Genomic DNA, 13,565 nt, shown 5'->3' on the forward strand with positions numbered 1-13,565 from the left:
CACGGTCTGACAAGCTAGTACCCCAAGGGCGCAGGTTCAGCACGAAACAGTTCCGGCACAGCGCTACGCGCTGCCGTTAGGTATGCAAGGGAAACCGACGAGTAAAGAGAAACGCAGAAGCACACGCAACCCCGATGTACCCATCGGCCGCGAAGCGGGCCGGAGCTGTTTGGTGCTGAACCAGTCGCTTATGCGGTGCGATGTGGCGGACCGTGCGCGGTCCAAGCCGGAGGTGGCCTATGAGGGCACTTGCTACTGCTGTGCCCTATCGGCTCGCCTGTGCCGCGGCCGGTGTGAAGCGTTCCGGATGGGGAAAGCTGCTTTCTTTGGTTACTTTCTTTGCAGCAGCAAAGAAAGTGACTGCCGCCCCGCACAGGGGCAACGCTAATAAACCAACGCGAATACGAGATCCGGCGAAAGCCCAAAAGCACAAAGAAAGCCTCAAAATCAAAAACAAGGCCTCAAAATCAAAAACAAGGCCTTAACGATTCACCATCCGCGCCGGCACGCTAAGCGCAAGCAATGCACCGAGCACCAGGAAGCCCGCAAGCATATACATGCCACTGGCGTTAGACCCGGTCGCCTGCTTGAGCCACCCCACGAGATAGGGACTCAAGAACCCCGCGAGATTCCCCAGCGAATTGATCATCGCGATACCGGCAGCCGCGCCGGTGCCAGCGAGAAACGCCGTCGGCAGACTCCAGAACAGCGGCAGCGTGGTGAGAATCCCCGTCGTGGCCAGCGTGAGCCCGACCATCGCGAGCGTCGTATTCGACGACCACACCACCGACAACACCAGCCCGATCGACCCGATGAACGCCGGAATCGCGATATGCCAGCGCCGCTCGCCGGTCCGGTCCGCGCTGCGCGCCGCGTACAGCATGCCGACCACCGCCGCGCCATACGGAATCGCCGACAGCAACCCGACCTGCAAGGCATCGGACACGCCCATCGACTTGATGATCGTCGGCAGCCAGAAGCTCACGCCGTACAGCCCCATCACGAACGAGAAGTAGATGAGGCTCATCAGCCACACCTTCGGGCTCGACAGGATCTTGCCGAGCGGCATGTCTTCCTTCGCGACGTTATCCGTCGCGATGTTGCGTTCGAGCAGTTCGCGCTCTTCCTGCGTGAGCCACTTCGCCTTCGAGATGCGGTCGTCGAGCATCGCCAGCACGACCAGACCGACGATCACCGAAGGAATGCCTTCCAGCAACAGCAGCCATTGCCAGCCGTGCCAGCCATGCACGCCGTCGAAGCTCTTCATGATCCAGCCCGACACCGGCCCGCCGATAAGACCCGACAACGCGATCGCGGTCATGAAGAGCGTCGTCATGCGCCCGCGCCGGCGCGCCGGAAACCAGTACGTCAGATACAGAATGATGCCGGGGAAAAAGCCCGCTTCCGCCGCGCCGAGCAGAAAGCGCATCACGTAGAACATCGTCGGCGTGGTGATGAACATCGTGAGCGCCGAGATGATGCCCCACGAAATCATGATGCGCGCGATCCACACGCGCGCACCCACGCGATGCAGGATGATGTTGCTCGGTATCTCGAAGATGAAGTAGCCAAAAAAGAAGATGCCCGCGCCGAAGCCGTACACGGCGTCCGACAGTTGCAGGTCCGCGGCCATCTGCAGCTTGGCGAAGCCGACATTCACCCGGTCCAGATACGCAACGATGTAGCAGATCAAAAGCAGCGGCGAGAGCCGCCACGCGACCTTGCGATAGGTAGCCTCCTCGAAGGCCGATGGTGCGCCCGCGCCGGGGCGGGGCATGGGATTGGCGGTGCTGGCCATGTTGCTCGTCTCCTCTGGTTTTTTTGCACACGGCGTCCGGCGGATGGGCCCGCTCGCGATTACAGACGCGTAAGGATTCTAGCCCTTCGGCATCCGCGCCAAACGCTTGTTATTGCTAGGGAAAGCACCGATGTTTAAGCGCACGCCGCATTCGTCGCGCGGCGTGCGCCGGCATCGCTCAGACGCAGCGCCCGCCGTCCACTTCGAGCGCGACGCCGGTGATGAACTCGGCATCGTCGGAGGCGAGCTAGAGCGCGGCGTTGGCGACATCCTGCGGCGTCGAAAGGCGGCCGAGCGGAATCGTCGCGAGGAATTTGCGGCGGTTTTCGGGCGTGTCGTCCATGCCCATGAATTCGGTGAGCAGGGCGGTTTCGCCCATTACCGGATTGATGCAGTTTACGCGGATACGATCCCCGCCCAGCTCGACCGCGAGCGCCTTGCTCGCGATGATCACCGCCGCCTTGCTGCCGTTGTACCAGACGAGCCCCGGACGCGGCCGCACGCCCGCCGTCGATGCAATGTTGATGAACGCGCCGCCGCCTTGCTCGCGAAAATACGGCACGAACTGCTCGACGCTCCAGTAGATGCTCTTCACGTTCACCGCGTAGACGCGGTCGAATTCGGCCTCGGTCACGTCGAGCACCGGCTTGTTACGGTGCGTCGTGCCCGCATTGTTGACGACGACCTGGACGCTGCCGAAGTCCTGGATGGCCGCATCGAAGAGCGTTTGCCAGTCGTCGCGCTTGGTGACGTCGCCCGTTACGGCGATCGCGCGGCCGTGCTTCACTTCCGGCGACGACGCGAGCGCGATTTCGCTCGCCACGCGCTCGGCCGCCGGGCCGTTGAGATCGTTGACGACGACGTTCGCGCCTTCGCGCGCAAACGTCTTCGCGATGCCTTCGCCGAAGCCCGAGCCGCCGCCCGTCACGATCACGGTTTTGCCTTGCAGTCGCATGCCTGTCTCCGTTATTCAGCCGTGTTTGATGGCGATGGTCTTCAGCGTCGTGAAGCCGTAGAGCGCCTCGAAGCCTTTCTCGCGTCCGTGCCCCGAATGCTTCACGCCGCCGAACGGCAACTCGACGCCACCGCCCGCGCCGTAATTGTTGATGAACACCTGCCCAGAGCGCACGCGCCGCGCGAGACGCATCTGCCGCGCGCCGTCGCGGGTCCAGATGCCCGCGACCAGCCCGTAGTCGGTGCCGTTCGCGAGCCGGAGCGCGTCGGCTTCGCTGTCGAAGGGCATCGCGGCGAGCACCGGGCCGAACACTTCCTCGCGCGCGAGGCGGTGCGTCGGCGGGACGTCGCGCAGCAACGTGGGCGCCTGATAGAAGCCGGCCTCCGGCGCTTCGCCGACGACTTCGCCGTGCGCGGCCATCGGGATGCCGTCGTGTTGCGCATCGGACAGGAAGTCCCACACGCGCTGCTGCTGCTTCGCGCTGATGAGCGGGCCGCAGTCGAGATCGAGCTTGCTCGGGCCGACCCTGAGCGCCGCGAACGCCTGCGCAAGCCGGTCCAGCAAAGGCTCGTACGCCGCGCGCTCGATCAGCACGCGGCTGCCCGCCGAACACGTCTGCCCGGCGTTCTGCACGATCGCCGCGACGAGCACGGGCAGCGCGGCGTCGAAATCGGCATCGGCGAACACGATTTGCGGCGACTTGCCGCCGAGTTCGAGCGTGACGGGCACGTGGTTGTCGGCGGCCATCTTGGTGACAGCGGCGCCGGTCGCGGGCGAGCCGGTAAACGAGATGTGATCGATGCCCGCATGCCGCGCCAGCGCCGCGCCCGCTTCGTGCCCGTAACCGGTGACGATGTTGAGCGCGCCATCGGGCAGGCCGGCTTCCGCCGCCAGTTCGGCGACGCGTAACAGCGACAGGCACGCGTCCTCCGCCGGCTTCACGACGCACGCGTTGCCGGTCGCGAGCGCCGCGCCGACGCTGCGCCCGAAAATCTGCAGCGGATAGTTCCACGGCACGATGTGGCCCGTGACGCCGTGCGGCTCGCGGATCGTGAGCACCGTGAAGCCGGTTTGATAGGGCAGGGTTTCGCCGTGGAGTTTGTCGGCGGCGCCCGCGTAGAACTCGAAATAGCGCGCGATGCCGGTTACGTCCGCGCGCGCCTGCTTGAGCGGCTTGCCGGTATCGCGCGCCTCGACCTGCGCGATGTCCTCGTGGCACGCGGCGATCAGCATCGACAGGCGCGCGAGGATGCGTCCGCGCTCGGCCGCGCTCATCGCGCCCCAGTCGCCTTCGAAGGCGGCGCGCGCGGCGGCGACCGCGCGGTCGACATCGCCCGCCGTGCCGCGCGCGATCTGCGCGAAGATCTGGCCGTCGGAGGGATCGACCACCGGAATCGTCTCGCCGCCCGATGGCGCGACCCAGCGGTTGTTGATGAAATGCTTCGCGTCTTCCATGCACGTCTCCTGAAATCGGGTGCTCTGCTGCCGGAAACCGATGCCGCTTTCGATTATCGCGCCAACGCCCCGCGCGCGCCGGCCTTGGCGGGGGCGCGAACTCGTTTGGCTATAATGACGCAGTCACGCGCCTTCACGCGCGAGCGCCGCGGCGGTTCTCCGGCGTATCGTCCGCCCGTGCGATTCCATCTCCGACTCAACTTCTCCAGAGAGCGCTCATGAGCTTCAACAACGTACCTCCCGGCAAGGATCTCCCGCAGGATTTCAACGTCATCATCGAGATTCCCGCGCAGAGCGATCCGGTCAAATACGAAGCGGACAAGGACATGGGCCTGCTCGTGGTCGACCGCTTCATCGGCACCGGCATGCGTTATCCGGCCAACTACGGCTTCATTCCGCAGACGCTGTCGGGCGACGGCGACCCGGTCGACGTGCTCGTCATCACGCCGTTCCCGCTGCTGGCCGGCTCGGTCGTGCGTGCGCGCGCGCTCGGCATGCTGCAGATGACGGATGAATCGGGCGTCGACGCGAAGCTCGTCGCCGTGGCGCACGACAAGATCTGCCCGATGACGGCGAACCTCAAGTCGATCGACGACGTGCCCGAATACCTGAAGGACCAGATCAAGCACTTCTTCGAGAACTACAAGTCGCTCGAAAAGGGCAAGTGGGTGAAGGTCGAGGGCTGGACGGGCATCGAGGCCGCGCACAAGGAAATCACGGAAGGCGCCGCGAACTACAAGAAGTAATTCGCGCCACTACCAGGCGCCGCCGCGTTGCTCGCAGCGCGGCGGCGTTTTCCTGCGCTTCGCTTGCCTCGGTCCGGGGCAACACTGATTCGATCGATCGCTCTCCCGCGATCAGCGCGCGTTTCTGCGGCGCGCTCAGCCGCTTCACGCGATACTCGGCGCGCAACGCCTCCGATTTTCCCTCCAGCTCGAACGATGCCAGCACGCGCAACGGCTTTTTCGCGCGCGTATAGCGCGCGCCCTTGCCGCTCGCGTGCGCGGAGAAGCGGGCTTCGACGTCGGTCGCGATGCCGGTGTAGAGGCTGCCGTCGGCGCATTCGATGAGGTAGAGGAACCAGGGCATCGGCGAGTAAGAGGGGATGTGCCGCGCATTATCGCTGAAAGCACCGCGTTGGGGCGCTCTCGTGCGCTTCGGCGTGCCATTGCGAGTTGCGCGAGAATAGCCGCTTTCGGGCGCGTTTGGCGCGGTACGGGCGCGCTCGTCGGTCAATCACAGCGAGGTAGCCTGTTGAATCGCGAAGTCGAAATTCATGTGGTCGATGCGCTCAGCGAGATTCCGGCCGAAGACTGGAACCGGCTCGCCGGCGATAACCCGTTCGTGCGTCATGCGTTTCTGTCGGCATTGCAGGAGACGGAGTGCGCGGTGAAGCGCACCGGCTGGCGCGCGCATCATCTGATATTGAAGCGCGGCGGCGAGTTCGCAGGCGCGATGCCGTTGTACCTGAAGTCGCATTCGCGCGGCGAGTACGTGTTCGACCACGCATGGGCCGACGCCTTCGAGCGCCACGGCGTGCGCTATTACCCGAAGGCGCTGTCCGCCGTGCCGTTCTCGCCAGTGACGGGCCCGCGCCTCATCGCCGCGCATCATGAAGATCGCGTGCTGCTCGCGCGCGGCGCGATCGAGTTGACGCGAAGGCTCGAACTGTCGTCGCTGCATGTGCTCTTTCCGCACGCGCAGGACGTCGAGGCGCTGACGGACGCGGGCTACATGCTGCGCGAAGGCGTGCAGTTTCATTGGGAGAATCTGCCCGGCGACGGCTACGAAAGTTTCGACGCCTTTCTCGCGACCATGAGTCACGACAAGCGCAAGAAGGTGAAGCAGGACCGGCGGCGCGTGAAGGACGCGGGCGTCACGTATACATGGCTGCGCGGCGCGCAGATCGATCAAAGCGCGCTCGATTTCTTCTACGACTGCTACGACAACACCTATCGCGAGCACTGGAATGCGCCGTATCTGTCGCACGAATTCTTCGGCCGGATTCACGCCGATGCGCCCGGCAGCATGCTGCTCGTGATCGCCGAAGCCGACGGCGAGCGGCTCGCGTGCGCGCTCAACATGATCGGCGGCGACACGATGTATGGGCGTTACTGGGGCACGCGCGAGTTCATCTCGGGGCTGCACTTCGAGACGTGCTACATGCAGGGCATCGCGTATTGCATCGAGCATGGACTCGCGCGCTTCGAGGGCGGCGCGCAGGGCGTGCACAAGATGTCGCGCGGACTTCTGCCGACGCCCACATGGTCCGCGCACTGGATCGCGGATCAGCGTTTCGCGCACGCGATCGCCGAATTTCTCGATGCCGAAACCGAAGCGATGGATCAGCATATCGTGGAGCTCGAAGCGCACACGCCGTTCAGGAAGAAGGTCTGATGCGATAATCATCCCAGTCTTTCATCGCATATCGCCCCGGCCGCAACGCGCGCACATCCATGTCGACCATGAGCAGAAACTTCTTCAATCTTTACAGCCACGACTTCGCGCGCGTCGCGGTCGGCGTGCCGTCGTGCAAGGTGGCCGATCCCGCATTCAACGCGGCGCAGACGATCGAACTCGCTAACGAGGCCGCGGCGCACGGCGCGGTGCTCGTCGCGTTTCCCGAACTTGGCGTGTCCGCCTATACGTGCGACGACCTGTTTCATCAGCGCGCCTTGCTCGACGCCTGCGAAGCGGCGCTGCAAGGCATTCTGGACGCGTCGAAGGAACTGAATATCGCGATGATCGTCGGCGCGCCGGTCCGGGCCGAGCACAAGCTCTTCAACTGCGCCATCGTCATCGCCGGAGGATTCATTCGTGGCGTCGTGCCGAAGAGCTATCTGCCGAACTATGGCGAGTTCTACGAAGCGCGCCAGTTCAGCCCCGCCGATGCCGCCGTCACGAACACCGTCAGGCTCTGCGGTCAGGACGTGCCGTTCGGCGCGTCGCTGCTGTTCCAGATCGAGGATCTGCCGCTCTTCCGGTTCCACGTCGAAATCTGCGAGGACGTGTGGGTGCCGATTCCGCCGTCGTCGTTCGCGGCGCTCGCGGGCGCGACGGTGCTCGTGAATCTGTCGGCGTCGAATATCGTCGTCGGCAAGTCGGCGTATCGGCATCAGCTCGTCGGGCAGCAGTCCGCGCGTTGTGTCGCGGCATATCTGTACACGTCGGCGGGCAATGGCGAGTCGTCCACGGACCTCGCCTGGGACGGGCAGGGCCTCATCTACGAAAACGGCGAACTGCTCGCGGAGTCCGCGCGTTTCTCGGATCGTTCGCACCTTATTTACGCCGATATCGATCTCGAACGGCTCTCGCGCGAGCGCATGCGCCAAACCACCTTCGGCCGCTCGACGCATCGGCACGCCGAAGAAGTCGCGCAGTTCGACGTGATCGCCTTCCCGCTGCCGATTCCGGCCGAGGGGAAGCTGCCGCTCGAACGTCGCGTCGCGCGCTTCCCTTACGTGCCTGCCGACGCCGCGCGCCGCGACGAACGCTGCAACGAGGTCTACAACATTCAGGTGCAGGCGCTCTTGCAACGGCTGCAATCGTCGGGCATGTCGAAGGTCGTCATCGGTGTATCGGGCGGCCTCGACTCGACGCATGCACTGCTCGTGTGCGCGAAAGCGATGGACCGTCTCGGCCTGCCGCGCTCGAACATCCTCGCGTACACGATGCCGGGTTTCGCCACCAGCGACCGCACGCTCAGGCAGGCGCGCGAGCTGATGGAGGTCGTCGGCTGCACGGCGAGCGAGATCGACATCCGGCCGAGCTGCGTCCAGATGCTGTCCGACATCGGCCATCCGCACAGCACCGGCGCCGAGCAGTACGACATCACCTACGAGAACGTTCAGGCCGGCGAGCGCACGAGCCATCTCTTCCGGCTGGCGAATTTCAATAACGCGATCGTCATCGGCACGGGAGATCTGAGCGAGCTGGCACTTGGTTGGTGCACCTACGGAGTGGGCGATCACATGTCGCACTACAACGTGAACGCGAGCGTGCCGAAGACCTTGATCACGCATCTGGTGCGCTGGGTTGCGGAGTCGGGGCAGATCGGCGGCAACGGCACCGATGTGCTCGAAAACATCCTGAGCACCGACATCAGCCCGGAACTCATTCCCGGCAAGACGAGCGGCGTGGTGGAGCAGAAGACGGAGAGCGTCATCGGCCCGTACGAACTGCAGGACTTCAACCTGTACTACACGCTGCGTTTCGGCTTTGCACCAAGCAAGGTTGCGTTTCTCGCGCTGCATGCGTGGCGCGATCGCGATGCGGGCGCGTGGCCGGAAGGCCCGACGGTTACGCGGAATCAATACGACCTCGGCGAGATCCGCAAGAATCTGCGGATCTTTCTGGATCGATTCTTTCGCACGAGCCAGTTCAAGCGCTCATGCATACCGAATGCACCGAAGGTCGGCTCGGGCGGCTCGCTTTCTCCGCGCGGCGACTGGCGCGCGCCGAGCGACGGACAGGCGACGGTATGGCTCGCGGACCTCGAACGCGTCCCCGCGAACGAGTGATATCGCGCGTTTATCCCGTCATCTCGCGCACATACCGGACGCTTGCTCGATGAAACGCGGCTAGAATCGAAAACATCTGTCCCGCGCGGGACACGACCTTTTCTCGAATCCCTTGAATCGAACCTTACGCGAGGCACGCCATGAAACGTATCACCGCCGTCATCAAACCGTTCAAGCTCGACGAAGTTCGCGAAGCGCTCGCCGAAGTAGGCCTCACCGGTCTCACGGTCACCGAAGTGAAGGGCTTTGGCCGCCAGAAGGGGCACACTGAGCTTTATCGTGGTGCAGAGTATGTGGTCGACTTCCTGCCGAAGGTGAAGATCGAAGTCGTCGTCGCGAACGATCAAACCGATCAGGTTATCGACGCGATCATCGGCGCCGCGCGCACCGGCAAGATCGGCGACGGCAAGATCTTCGTCGCCGATGTCGAGCGCGTGATCCGCATCCGCACCGGCGAGGAAAACGAAGCGGCGGTCTGAGCGCTGCGTCACTTCGCCTGACTCCGGCCCGCCATTCGCGCGGGCCTTTCTTTCTCCGTATTTCCCGCGCGCGCATGCACCAGCGCGAGGCGCGTCATCGTCCCCGATTTTTTTCGTCTATTTGTTGCCTGAGCGCAGGAATGCGCCATCCGTGCGGTAACATCGAATTCTGGTTATACCTTTGTAAGGAACTGTTTGATGCATCACGCGATCGGCTTCATCCAGGATCTCGCGGTGATCATGGCCATCGCGGGTCTCGTGACGGTGCTGTTTCATCGTCTGCGGCAGCCGGTCGTGCTCGGCTATATCGCGGCGGGAGTGATCATCGGGCCGTACACGCCGCCCTTCAATCTGATCCACGACGAAGCGACGATCCAGACGCTCGGCGAGCTGGGCGTCGTGTTCCTCATGTTCTCGCTCGGGCTCGAATTCAGCCTGCGCAAGCTCTTCAAGGTCGGCGCGACGGCGTTCGTCGCGGCGCTCTCGGAAATCGTGCTGATGATCTGGGTCGGCTACGAGATCGGGCGCTGGTTCGGCTGGAACGCGATGGATTCGCTCTTTCTCGGCGCGATGCTCGCGATTTCGTCGACGACGATCATCGTGAAGGCGCTCTCCGAGCTCGGCATGAAGGGCGAGCATTTCGCGCAGATCGTGTTCGGCATTCTGATCGTCGAGGACATTCTCGCGATCGCGATGCTCGTGCTGCTGTCCGGCATCGCGCAGACGGGCTCGGTGAGCGCGGGCGTCGCGGTCGTCACGCTCGGCAAGCTGCTGCTTTTCATGACGGTGTCGCTGGTGATCGGCATTCTCACCGTGCCGCGCGCGCTCAACTACGTCGCGCGCGCCAAGAGCGACGAGATGCTGCTCGTCACGGTGCTCGGCTTTTGCTTCGGCTTCTGTCTGCTCGTCGTGAAGCTCGATTATTCGATCGCGCTCGGCGCGTTCCTGATCGGCGCGATCATGGCGGAGTCGAAGCATCTCGCGCGCATCGAGCATCTCATCGCGCCGGTGCGCGACATGTTTTCGGCGATCTTCTTCGTCACTATCGGTCTGTTGCTGAATCCGACGGTGCTCGTCGACTATGCGTGGCCGATCGCCGTCATCACGATCGCGGTCGTGCTCGGCAAGATCGTGTCGTGCGGGCTCGGCACCTTTCTCGCGGGCAAGGACGGACGCACGTCGATGCGCGTCGGCATGAGCGTCTCGCAGATCGGCGAGTTCTCGTTCATCATCGCTTCGCTGGGTTTGTCGCTGAAGGTCACGAGCAGCTTTCTGTATCCGATCGCGGTGGCCGTGTCCGCGCTCACGACGCTATTCACGCCGTATCTGATCCGCGCCGCCGATCCGCTCACGGCGCGTCTCGCGCGCGCGATGCCCGCGCCGCTCGTGCATACCTTCGGGCTGTATTCGCAATGGCTCGCGAGCCTGACGCCCGCATCCGGCGGCCCGACGCTGTTCTCGATGACGCGTCGCATCGTCGTGCAGATCGCGGTGAATCTCGCGCTCGTGGCGGCGATTTTCCTCGGCGCATCGTATGCCGCGCCGTTCGCGTCGGGCTATCTCGCGCGCTGGCTCGACACCGACAACGCGCGACGCGTCGTGTTGTGGGGCGCGGCGCTCGTCGTCGCGTTGCCGTTTCTGGTCGCGGTCTATCGCAAGCTCGATTCGCTCGCGCTGCTGCTCGCCGAAGTGAGCGTGCAGCCCGCGAAAGCGGGGCGCTTCACGAGCGCGATCCGCTCGGCGATTTCCGGGCTGATTCCGATCGTCGCGATGTTCGGCGTCTTTCTGCTGGTCGCGGCGCTGTCGGGCGCGATCCTGCCGCCGTTCGGCCTGATGATCGGCGTGCTGCTCTGCGCGGCGCTGCTGCTGACGGTGCTATGGCGCTGGTGCGTGAAAATCCACGCGACGATGCAGATCGCGCTGCGCGAAACCTTCGAGGAGCCGCGCGACCACTGAACGGAATCGTGCGACGGGTTCCCGCGATAATGTGACCAAATGTGTGGTGGTTTGCCCCCGCGCGGGTCGGAGGCGGATAATCGGGGCTGGTCCATTCTCCTATGGCGCTCGCGCGCCTGAATCCGGAATGAGCGATAACAAAACGTCCAACGACTCAAGCAACACCGACGCACGCCGAAGCGGCGCCGATTCCCAGGCAGCAGGCGGACCATCGAGCGTGAATCCCACCGCCCCGCCCGAAGCAGCGGCAGCGGCCTCTGCGCCCGGCCCCAAGGCGAGCGCGACCGAACGGGCATCGACGGACGCGCCTTCGAGCGCATCGAACGTGGAGCCCGTCGACACGGCGCAGGCGCGTCGCGACGACGCCCAGCAGGCGGCCCGCGAAGCGCGGGCATCGGCGGCGAGCGCGACCGCTGCGCAGGAAGCCTCGGTGCGCGACAAGCAGCGCGCATCGACCAACACCAAGGCGAGCCTCGCCGAAAATCTCGAAGCCGCGACCGAGGCGGAAGCCGCCAGCACGGCCAATTCGCAATCCGCCGCGACCGATTCCCCGACTGGCCGCACCGTTCCGCCACCCGCCGTCGGCATGCCGCCGGCTTTTTCCGACGCGCCGGATTTCAGCAAGCTCAATGCGCCGGTCGCGCCGCCGCCCGAACAGGCGGCTGCGCCGGCCCAGCCCGCGTATCTCAAGCAGTCCGACTCGGCGTGGTCGGTGTTCGGGCGCATCGTCGCGGCGCGCGCGCGTCAGATCTTCGATCGCGCGGGGCAGCGCATCACGCAGCGCACGTTGCGCATCGGCGTGTCGGCGCGCATCTTTCACCCCGAGCCGGGCGCGAAAGGGCTGCGCGGCAAGACGCTGCAATATCTGGAGGAATCGATCGCGCACTGGGTCATGTCGCGCGACGTGCTCGTTTTCATGATTCCGACCGTCGGCCATCAGGGCATGCTGCATCCGAGCAATATCCGTCTGCGCGATTACGCGAAGCATCTCGACGGCCTTCTGCTGCAAGGCGGCGCCGATGTTTCTCCGCAGTCCTACGAGGAAAGGACGACGCGTCCAGAATGGCCCGGCGACCGCGTGCGCGACATGTACGAGCTGGAGCTGCTGCACGAGTTCGTCGAGTCGGGCAAGCCCGTGCTCGGCGTGTGCCGCGGCTGTCAGCTGATCAACGTGGCGTTCGGCGGCACGCTCTACGGCGACATCGCCACCGATGTGCCGACCGCCGGCATCCACGTCAACGAGAAATACGACCAGCATCGCCACTCGATCCGCTTCCCCGACGGCTCCACGCTCGTCAACATGTTCCCGAACCAGCGCGAGGCGATCGTCAACTCGATCCACCATCAGGCGGTGAAGACGCTCGGGCGCGATCTGAACATCGAGGCGGTGTCGGCGTCGGACGGGATCATCGAGGCGGTGCGGTACCGGAAGTCGCCGTTCGTGGTCGGCGTGCAGTGGCACCCGGAGTTTCATCGCGCGGGCGGCGCGGAACTGCTCGACTGCACGCCGCTGCTCGATACGTTCCTGCGCGTCGCGCGCGAGACGCGGTTCTAGTTTTTTTGCAGGCCGCAAACGCAGAAGGCCCGCTCGATTCGAGCGGGCCTTCTGCGTTTGTCAGGCGTGTGCGGATGACTTAGCGCGTGGTCACCGGCGCGAGTCCGGCTTCCGTCTGCTTCTGAAGCTGTTCGACCTGCAATTGCAGCGCGCGCAGCTTGCGTTCGGCTTCGAGCTTGTCCGTCTGCAACACGGCCGACTCCGCCTGAAGCTGCTGCTGACGCTGCGTCACCTGCGAATCCTGCTGCTGCGCGAGTGCGAGGTCGGCGGTGAGGCGGTTCGCCCGGTCCGCCGATTTCGCGATCACGCGTTCGAGCAGCGCTTTCTGCGCCTGCAATTGCGTGCGGCTGATTTCGCCATCGGCGAGATCGAAGCTCTTGCGCGCGAACTGGGCGTAGATCGATTCCGCGCGGGCCACGTCCTGCGTCTTCACGACGCGCCACCAGCGCGCGTCCTGCGAAAGCGCGACGTAGTACAGCATTTCCTGCGGGAGGAAGAAGAGCTTCGCGCCGTAGCTGCCGTTGCGCGTCGCGCGCAATTCCGTGAGGCTTCCCGCCTGCACGAGATTCTGCAGTTCGGCGATGTTGCCTTCGACGCGCGGCGCGCTGGAATCGGCGTTCAGGTCGGACAGATCCTCGGGCGCGGCCTGCGCGGGCATTGCCGCTGGCGCGGGTGCGGGCTGAGGCGCCTTCGCGGCCACCCTGGCCGCCGGAGGCGCCGCGAACGTGCTCGCGAACGGCGCGAGGATGCCGCACAGGGACAAGGCGAGCGTGAGCGTCGCGTGATGGAGATAACGGAGTTGCTTCATGTTGGCGTCGTGGCCCGAAGGGTTGATCGGCTGGCGGTG

11 protein-coding genes and 1 pseudogene are annotated in these 13,565 nt (G+C 64.7%); 7 read left to right on the plus strand and 5 right to left on the minus strand.

Features of this window, described 5'->3' with window-relative positions; all coding sequences use genetic code 11:
• Positions 1 to 239: 239 nt before the first annotated feature.
• Positions 240 to 485, plus strand: a complete 246-nt coding sequence (locus AWB80_RS36385) for a hypothetical protein (protein ID WP_087131867.1) — start codon at positions 240 to 242, stop codon at positions 483 to 485.
• Here the strand turns inward: AWB80_RS36385 and AWB80_RS36390 are convergent.
• The 3 genes and pseudogenes from AWB80_RS36390 to AWB80_RS36400 all read right to left on the minus strand — a co-directional run bounded on the left by AWB80_RS36390 (position 482) and on the right by AWB80_RS36400 (position 4,208).
• Positions 482 to 1,798: an MFS transporter gene (locus tag AWB80_RS36390; protein ID WP_061179484.1), complete on the minus strand. Its 1,317-nt coding sequence runs from the start codon at positions 1,796 to 1,798 to the stop codon at positions 482 to 484. The two genes, AWB80_RS36385 and AWB80_RS36390, sit on opposite strands and share 4 nt — an antisense overlap.
• Positions 1,799 to 1,976: 178 nt before the next feature.
• Positions 1,977 to 2,753: pseudogene (locus tag AWB80_RS36395) on the minus strand (SDR family oxidoreductase).
• A gap of 15 nt (positions 2,754 to 2,768) precedes the next feature.
• Positions 2,769 to 4,208 (minus strand): aldehyde dehydrogenase family protein, encoded by a 1,440-nt coding sequence (locus AWB80_RS36400; protein ID WP_061179485.1) that lies wholly within the window; start codon positions 4,206 to 4,208, stop codon positions 2,769 to 2,771.
• A 218-nt stretch (positions 4,209 to 4,426) separates the two neighbouring features.
• On the opposite strand from AWB80_RS36400, the gene ppa reads away from it, so the two are divergent.
• The gene (ppa, locus tag AWB80_RS36405; protein ID WP_061179486.1) at positions 4,427 to 4,954 is read left to right on the plus strand and encodes an inorganic diphosphatase; all 528 of its coding nucleotides are present in this window, start codon (positions 4,427 to 4,429) and stop codon (positions 4,952 to 4,954) included.
• Here ppa and AWB80_RS36410 read toward each other — a convergent pair.
• A complete protein-coding gene (locus tag AWB80_RS36410; RefSeq protein ID WP_061179487.1) occupies positions 4,923 to 5,297 on the minus strand; it encodes a GIY-YIG nuclease family protein in 375 nt (124 codons plus the stop codon). The two genes, ppa and AWB80_RS36410, sit on opposite strands and share 32 nt — an antisense overlap.
• A 165-nt stretch (positions 5,298 to 5,462) precedes the next feature.
• Between AWB80_RS36410 and AWB80_RS36415 the strand changes: the two genes are divergently transcribed.
• From AWB80_RS36415 to AWB80_RS36435, 5 genes are all read left to right on the plus strand, one after another.
• Positions 5,463 to 6,605: a GNAT family N-acetyltransferase gene (locus AWB80_RS36415; protein ID WP_061179488.1), complete on the plus strand. Its 1,143-nt coding sequence runs from the start codon at positions 5,463 to 5,465 to the stop codon at positions 6,603 to 6,605.
• Positions 6,606 to 6,673: 68 nt separating this feature from the next.
• Positions 6,674 to 8,728 carry an NAD(+) synthase gene (locus tag AWB80_RS36420; protein ID WP_061179529.1) on the plus strand — a complete coding sequence of 685 codons (2,055 nt, stop codon included), beginning with the start codon at positions 6,674 to 6,676 and terminating at the stop codon, positions 8,726 to 8,728.
• A gap of 140 nt (positions 8,729 to 8,868) precedes the next feature.
• Positions 8,869 to 9,207, plus strand: a complete 339-nt coding sequence (glnK, locus tag AWB80_RS36425) for a P-II family nitrogen regulator (RefSeq protein ID WP_061179489.1) — start codon at positions 8,869 to 8,871, stop codon at positions 9,205 to 9,207.
• Positions 9,208 to 9,405: 198 nt separating this feature from the next.
• Positions 9,406 to 11,163 carry a cation:proton antiporter gene (locus AWB80_RS36430; RefSeq protein ID WP_061179490.1) on the plus strand — a complete coding sequence of 586 codons (1,758 nt, stop codon included), beginning with the start codon at positions 9,406 to 9,408 and terminating at the stop codon, positions 11,161 to 11,163.
• A gap of 127 nt (positions 11,164 to 11,290) precedes the next feature.
• Positions 11,291 to 12,718, plus strand: coding sequence for a gamma-glutamyl-gamma-aminobutyrate hydrolase family protein (locus tag AWB80_RS36435; protein ID WP_061179491.1), 1,428 nt, complete (start codon positions 11,291 to 11,293; stop codon positions 12,716 to 12,718).
• Between the two features lie 79 nt (positions 12,719 to 12,797).
• Here AWB80_RS36435 and AWB80_RS36440 read toward each other — a convergent pair whose 3' ends face one another.
• Positions 12,798 to 13,526, minus strand: a complete 729-nt coding sequence (locus tag AWB80_RS36440; RefSeq protein WP_061179492.1) for a DUF2968 domain-containing protein — start codon at positions 13,524 to 13,526, stop codon at positions 12,798 to 12,800.
• Positions 13,527 to 13,565: the final 39 nt, after the last annotated feature.

The sequence above is a fragment of the Caballeronia pedi genome (assembly GCF_001544915.2).
Classification (GTDB): domain Bacteria; phylum Pseudomonadota; class Gammaproteobacteria; order Burkholderiales; family Burkholderiaceae; genus Caballeronia; species Caballeronia pedi.

Excerpts from the sequence above, each read along its gene's own strand:
- AWB80_RS36410 (WP_061179487.1), bottom strand. The coding sequence starts at position 5,297 with ATGCCCTGGTTCCTCTACCTCATCGAATGCGCCGACGGCAGCCTCTAC.
- AWB80_RS36400 (WP_061179485.1), bottom strand. The coding sequence starts at position 4,208 with ATGGAAGACGCGAAGCATTTCATCAACAACCGCTGGGTCGCGCCATCG.
- AWB80_RS36385 (WP_087131867.1), top strand. The coding sequence starts at position 240 with ATGAGGGCACTTGCTACTGCTGTGCCCTATCGGCTCGCCTGTGCCGCG.
- AWB80_RS36420 (WP_061179529.1), top strand. The coding sequence starts at position 6,674 with ATGAGCAGAAACTTCTTCAATCTTTACAGCCACGACTTCGCGCGCGTC.
- AWB80_RS36435 (WP_061179491.1), top strand. The coding sequence starts at position 11,291 with ATGAGCGATAACAAAACGTCCAACGACTCAAGCAACACCGACGCACGC.
- ppa (WP_061179486.1), top strand. The coding sequence starts at position 4,427 with ATGAGCTTCAACAACGTACCTCCCGGCAAGGATCTCCCGCAGGATTTC.
- glnK (WP_061179489.1), top strand. The coding sequence starts at position 8,869 with ATGAAACGTATCACCGCCGTCATCAAACCGTTCAAGCTCGACGAAGTT.
- AWB80_RS36390 (WP_061179484.1), bottom strand. The coding sequence starts at position 1,798 with ATGGCCAGCACCGCCAATCCCATGCCCCGCCCCGGCGCGGGCGCACCA.
- AWB80_RS36430 (WP_061179490.1), top strand. The coding sequence starts at position 9,406 with ATGCATCACGCGATCGGCTTCATCCAGGATCTCGCGGTGATCATGGCC.
- AWB80_RS36440 (WP_061179492.1), bottom strand. The coding sequence starts at position 13,526 with ATGAAGCAACTCCGTTATCTCCATCACGCGACGCTCACGCTCGCCTTG.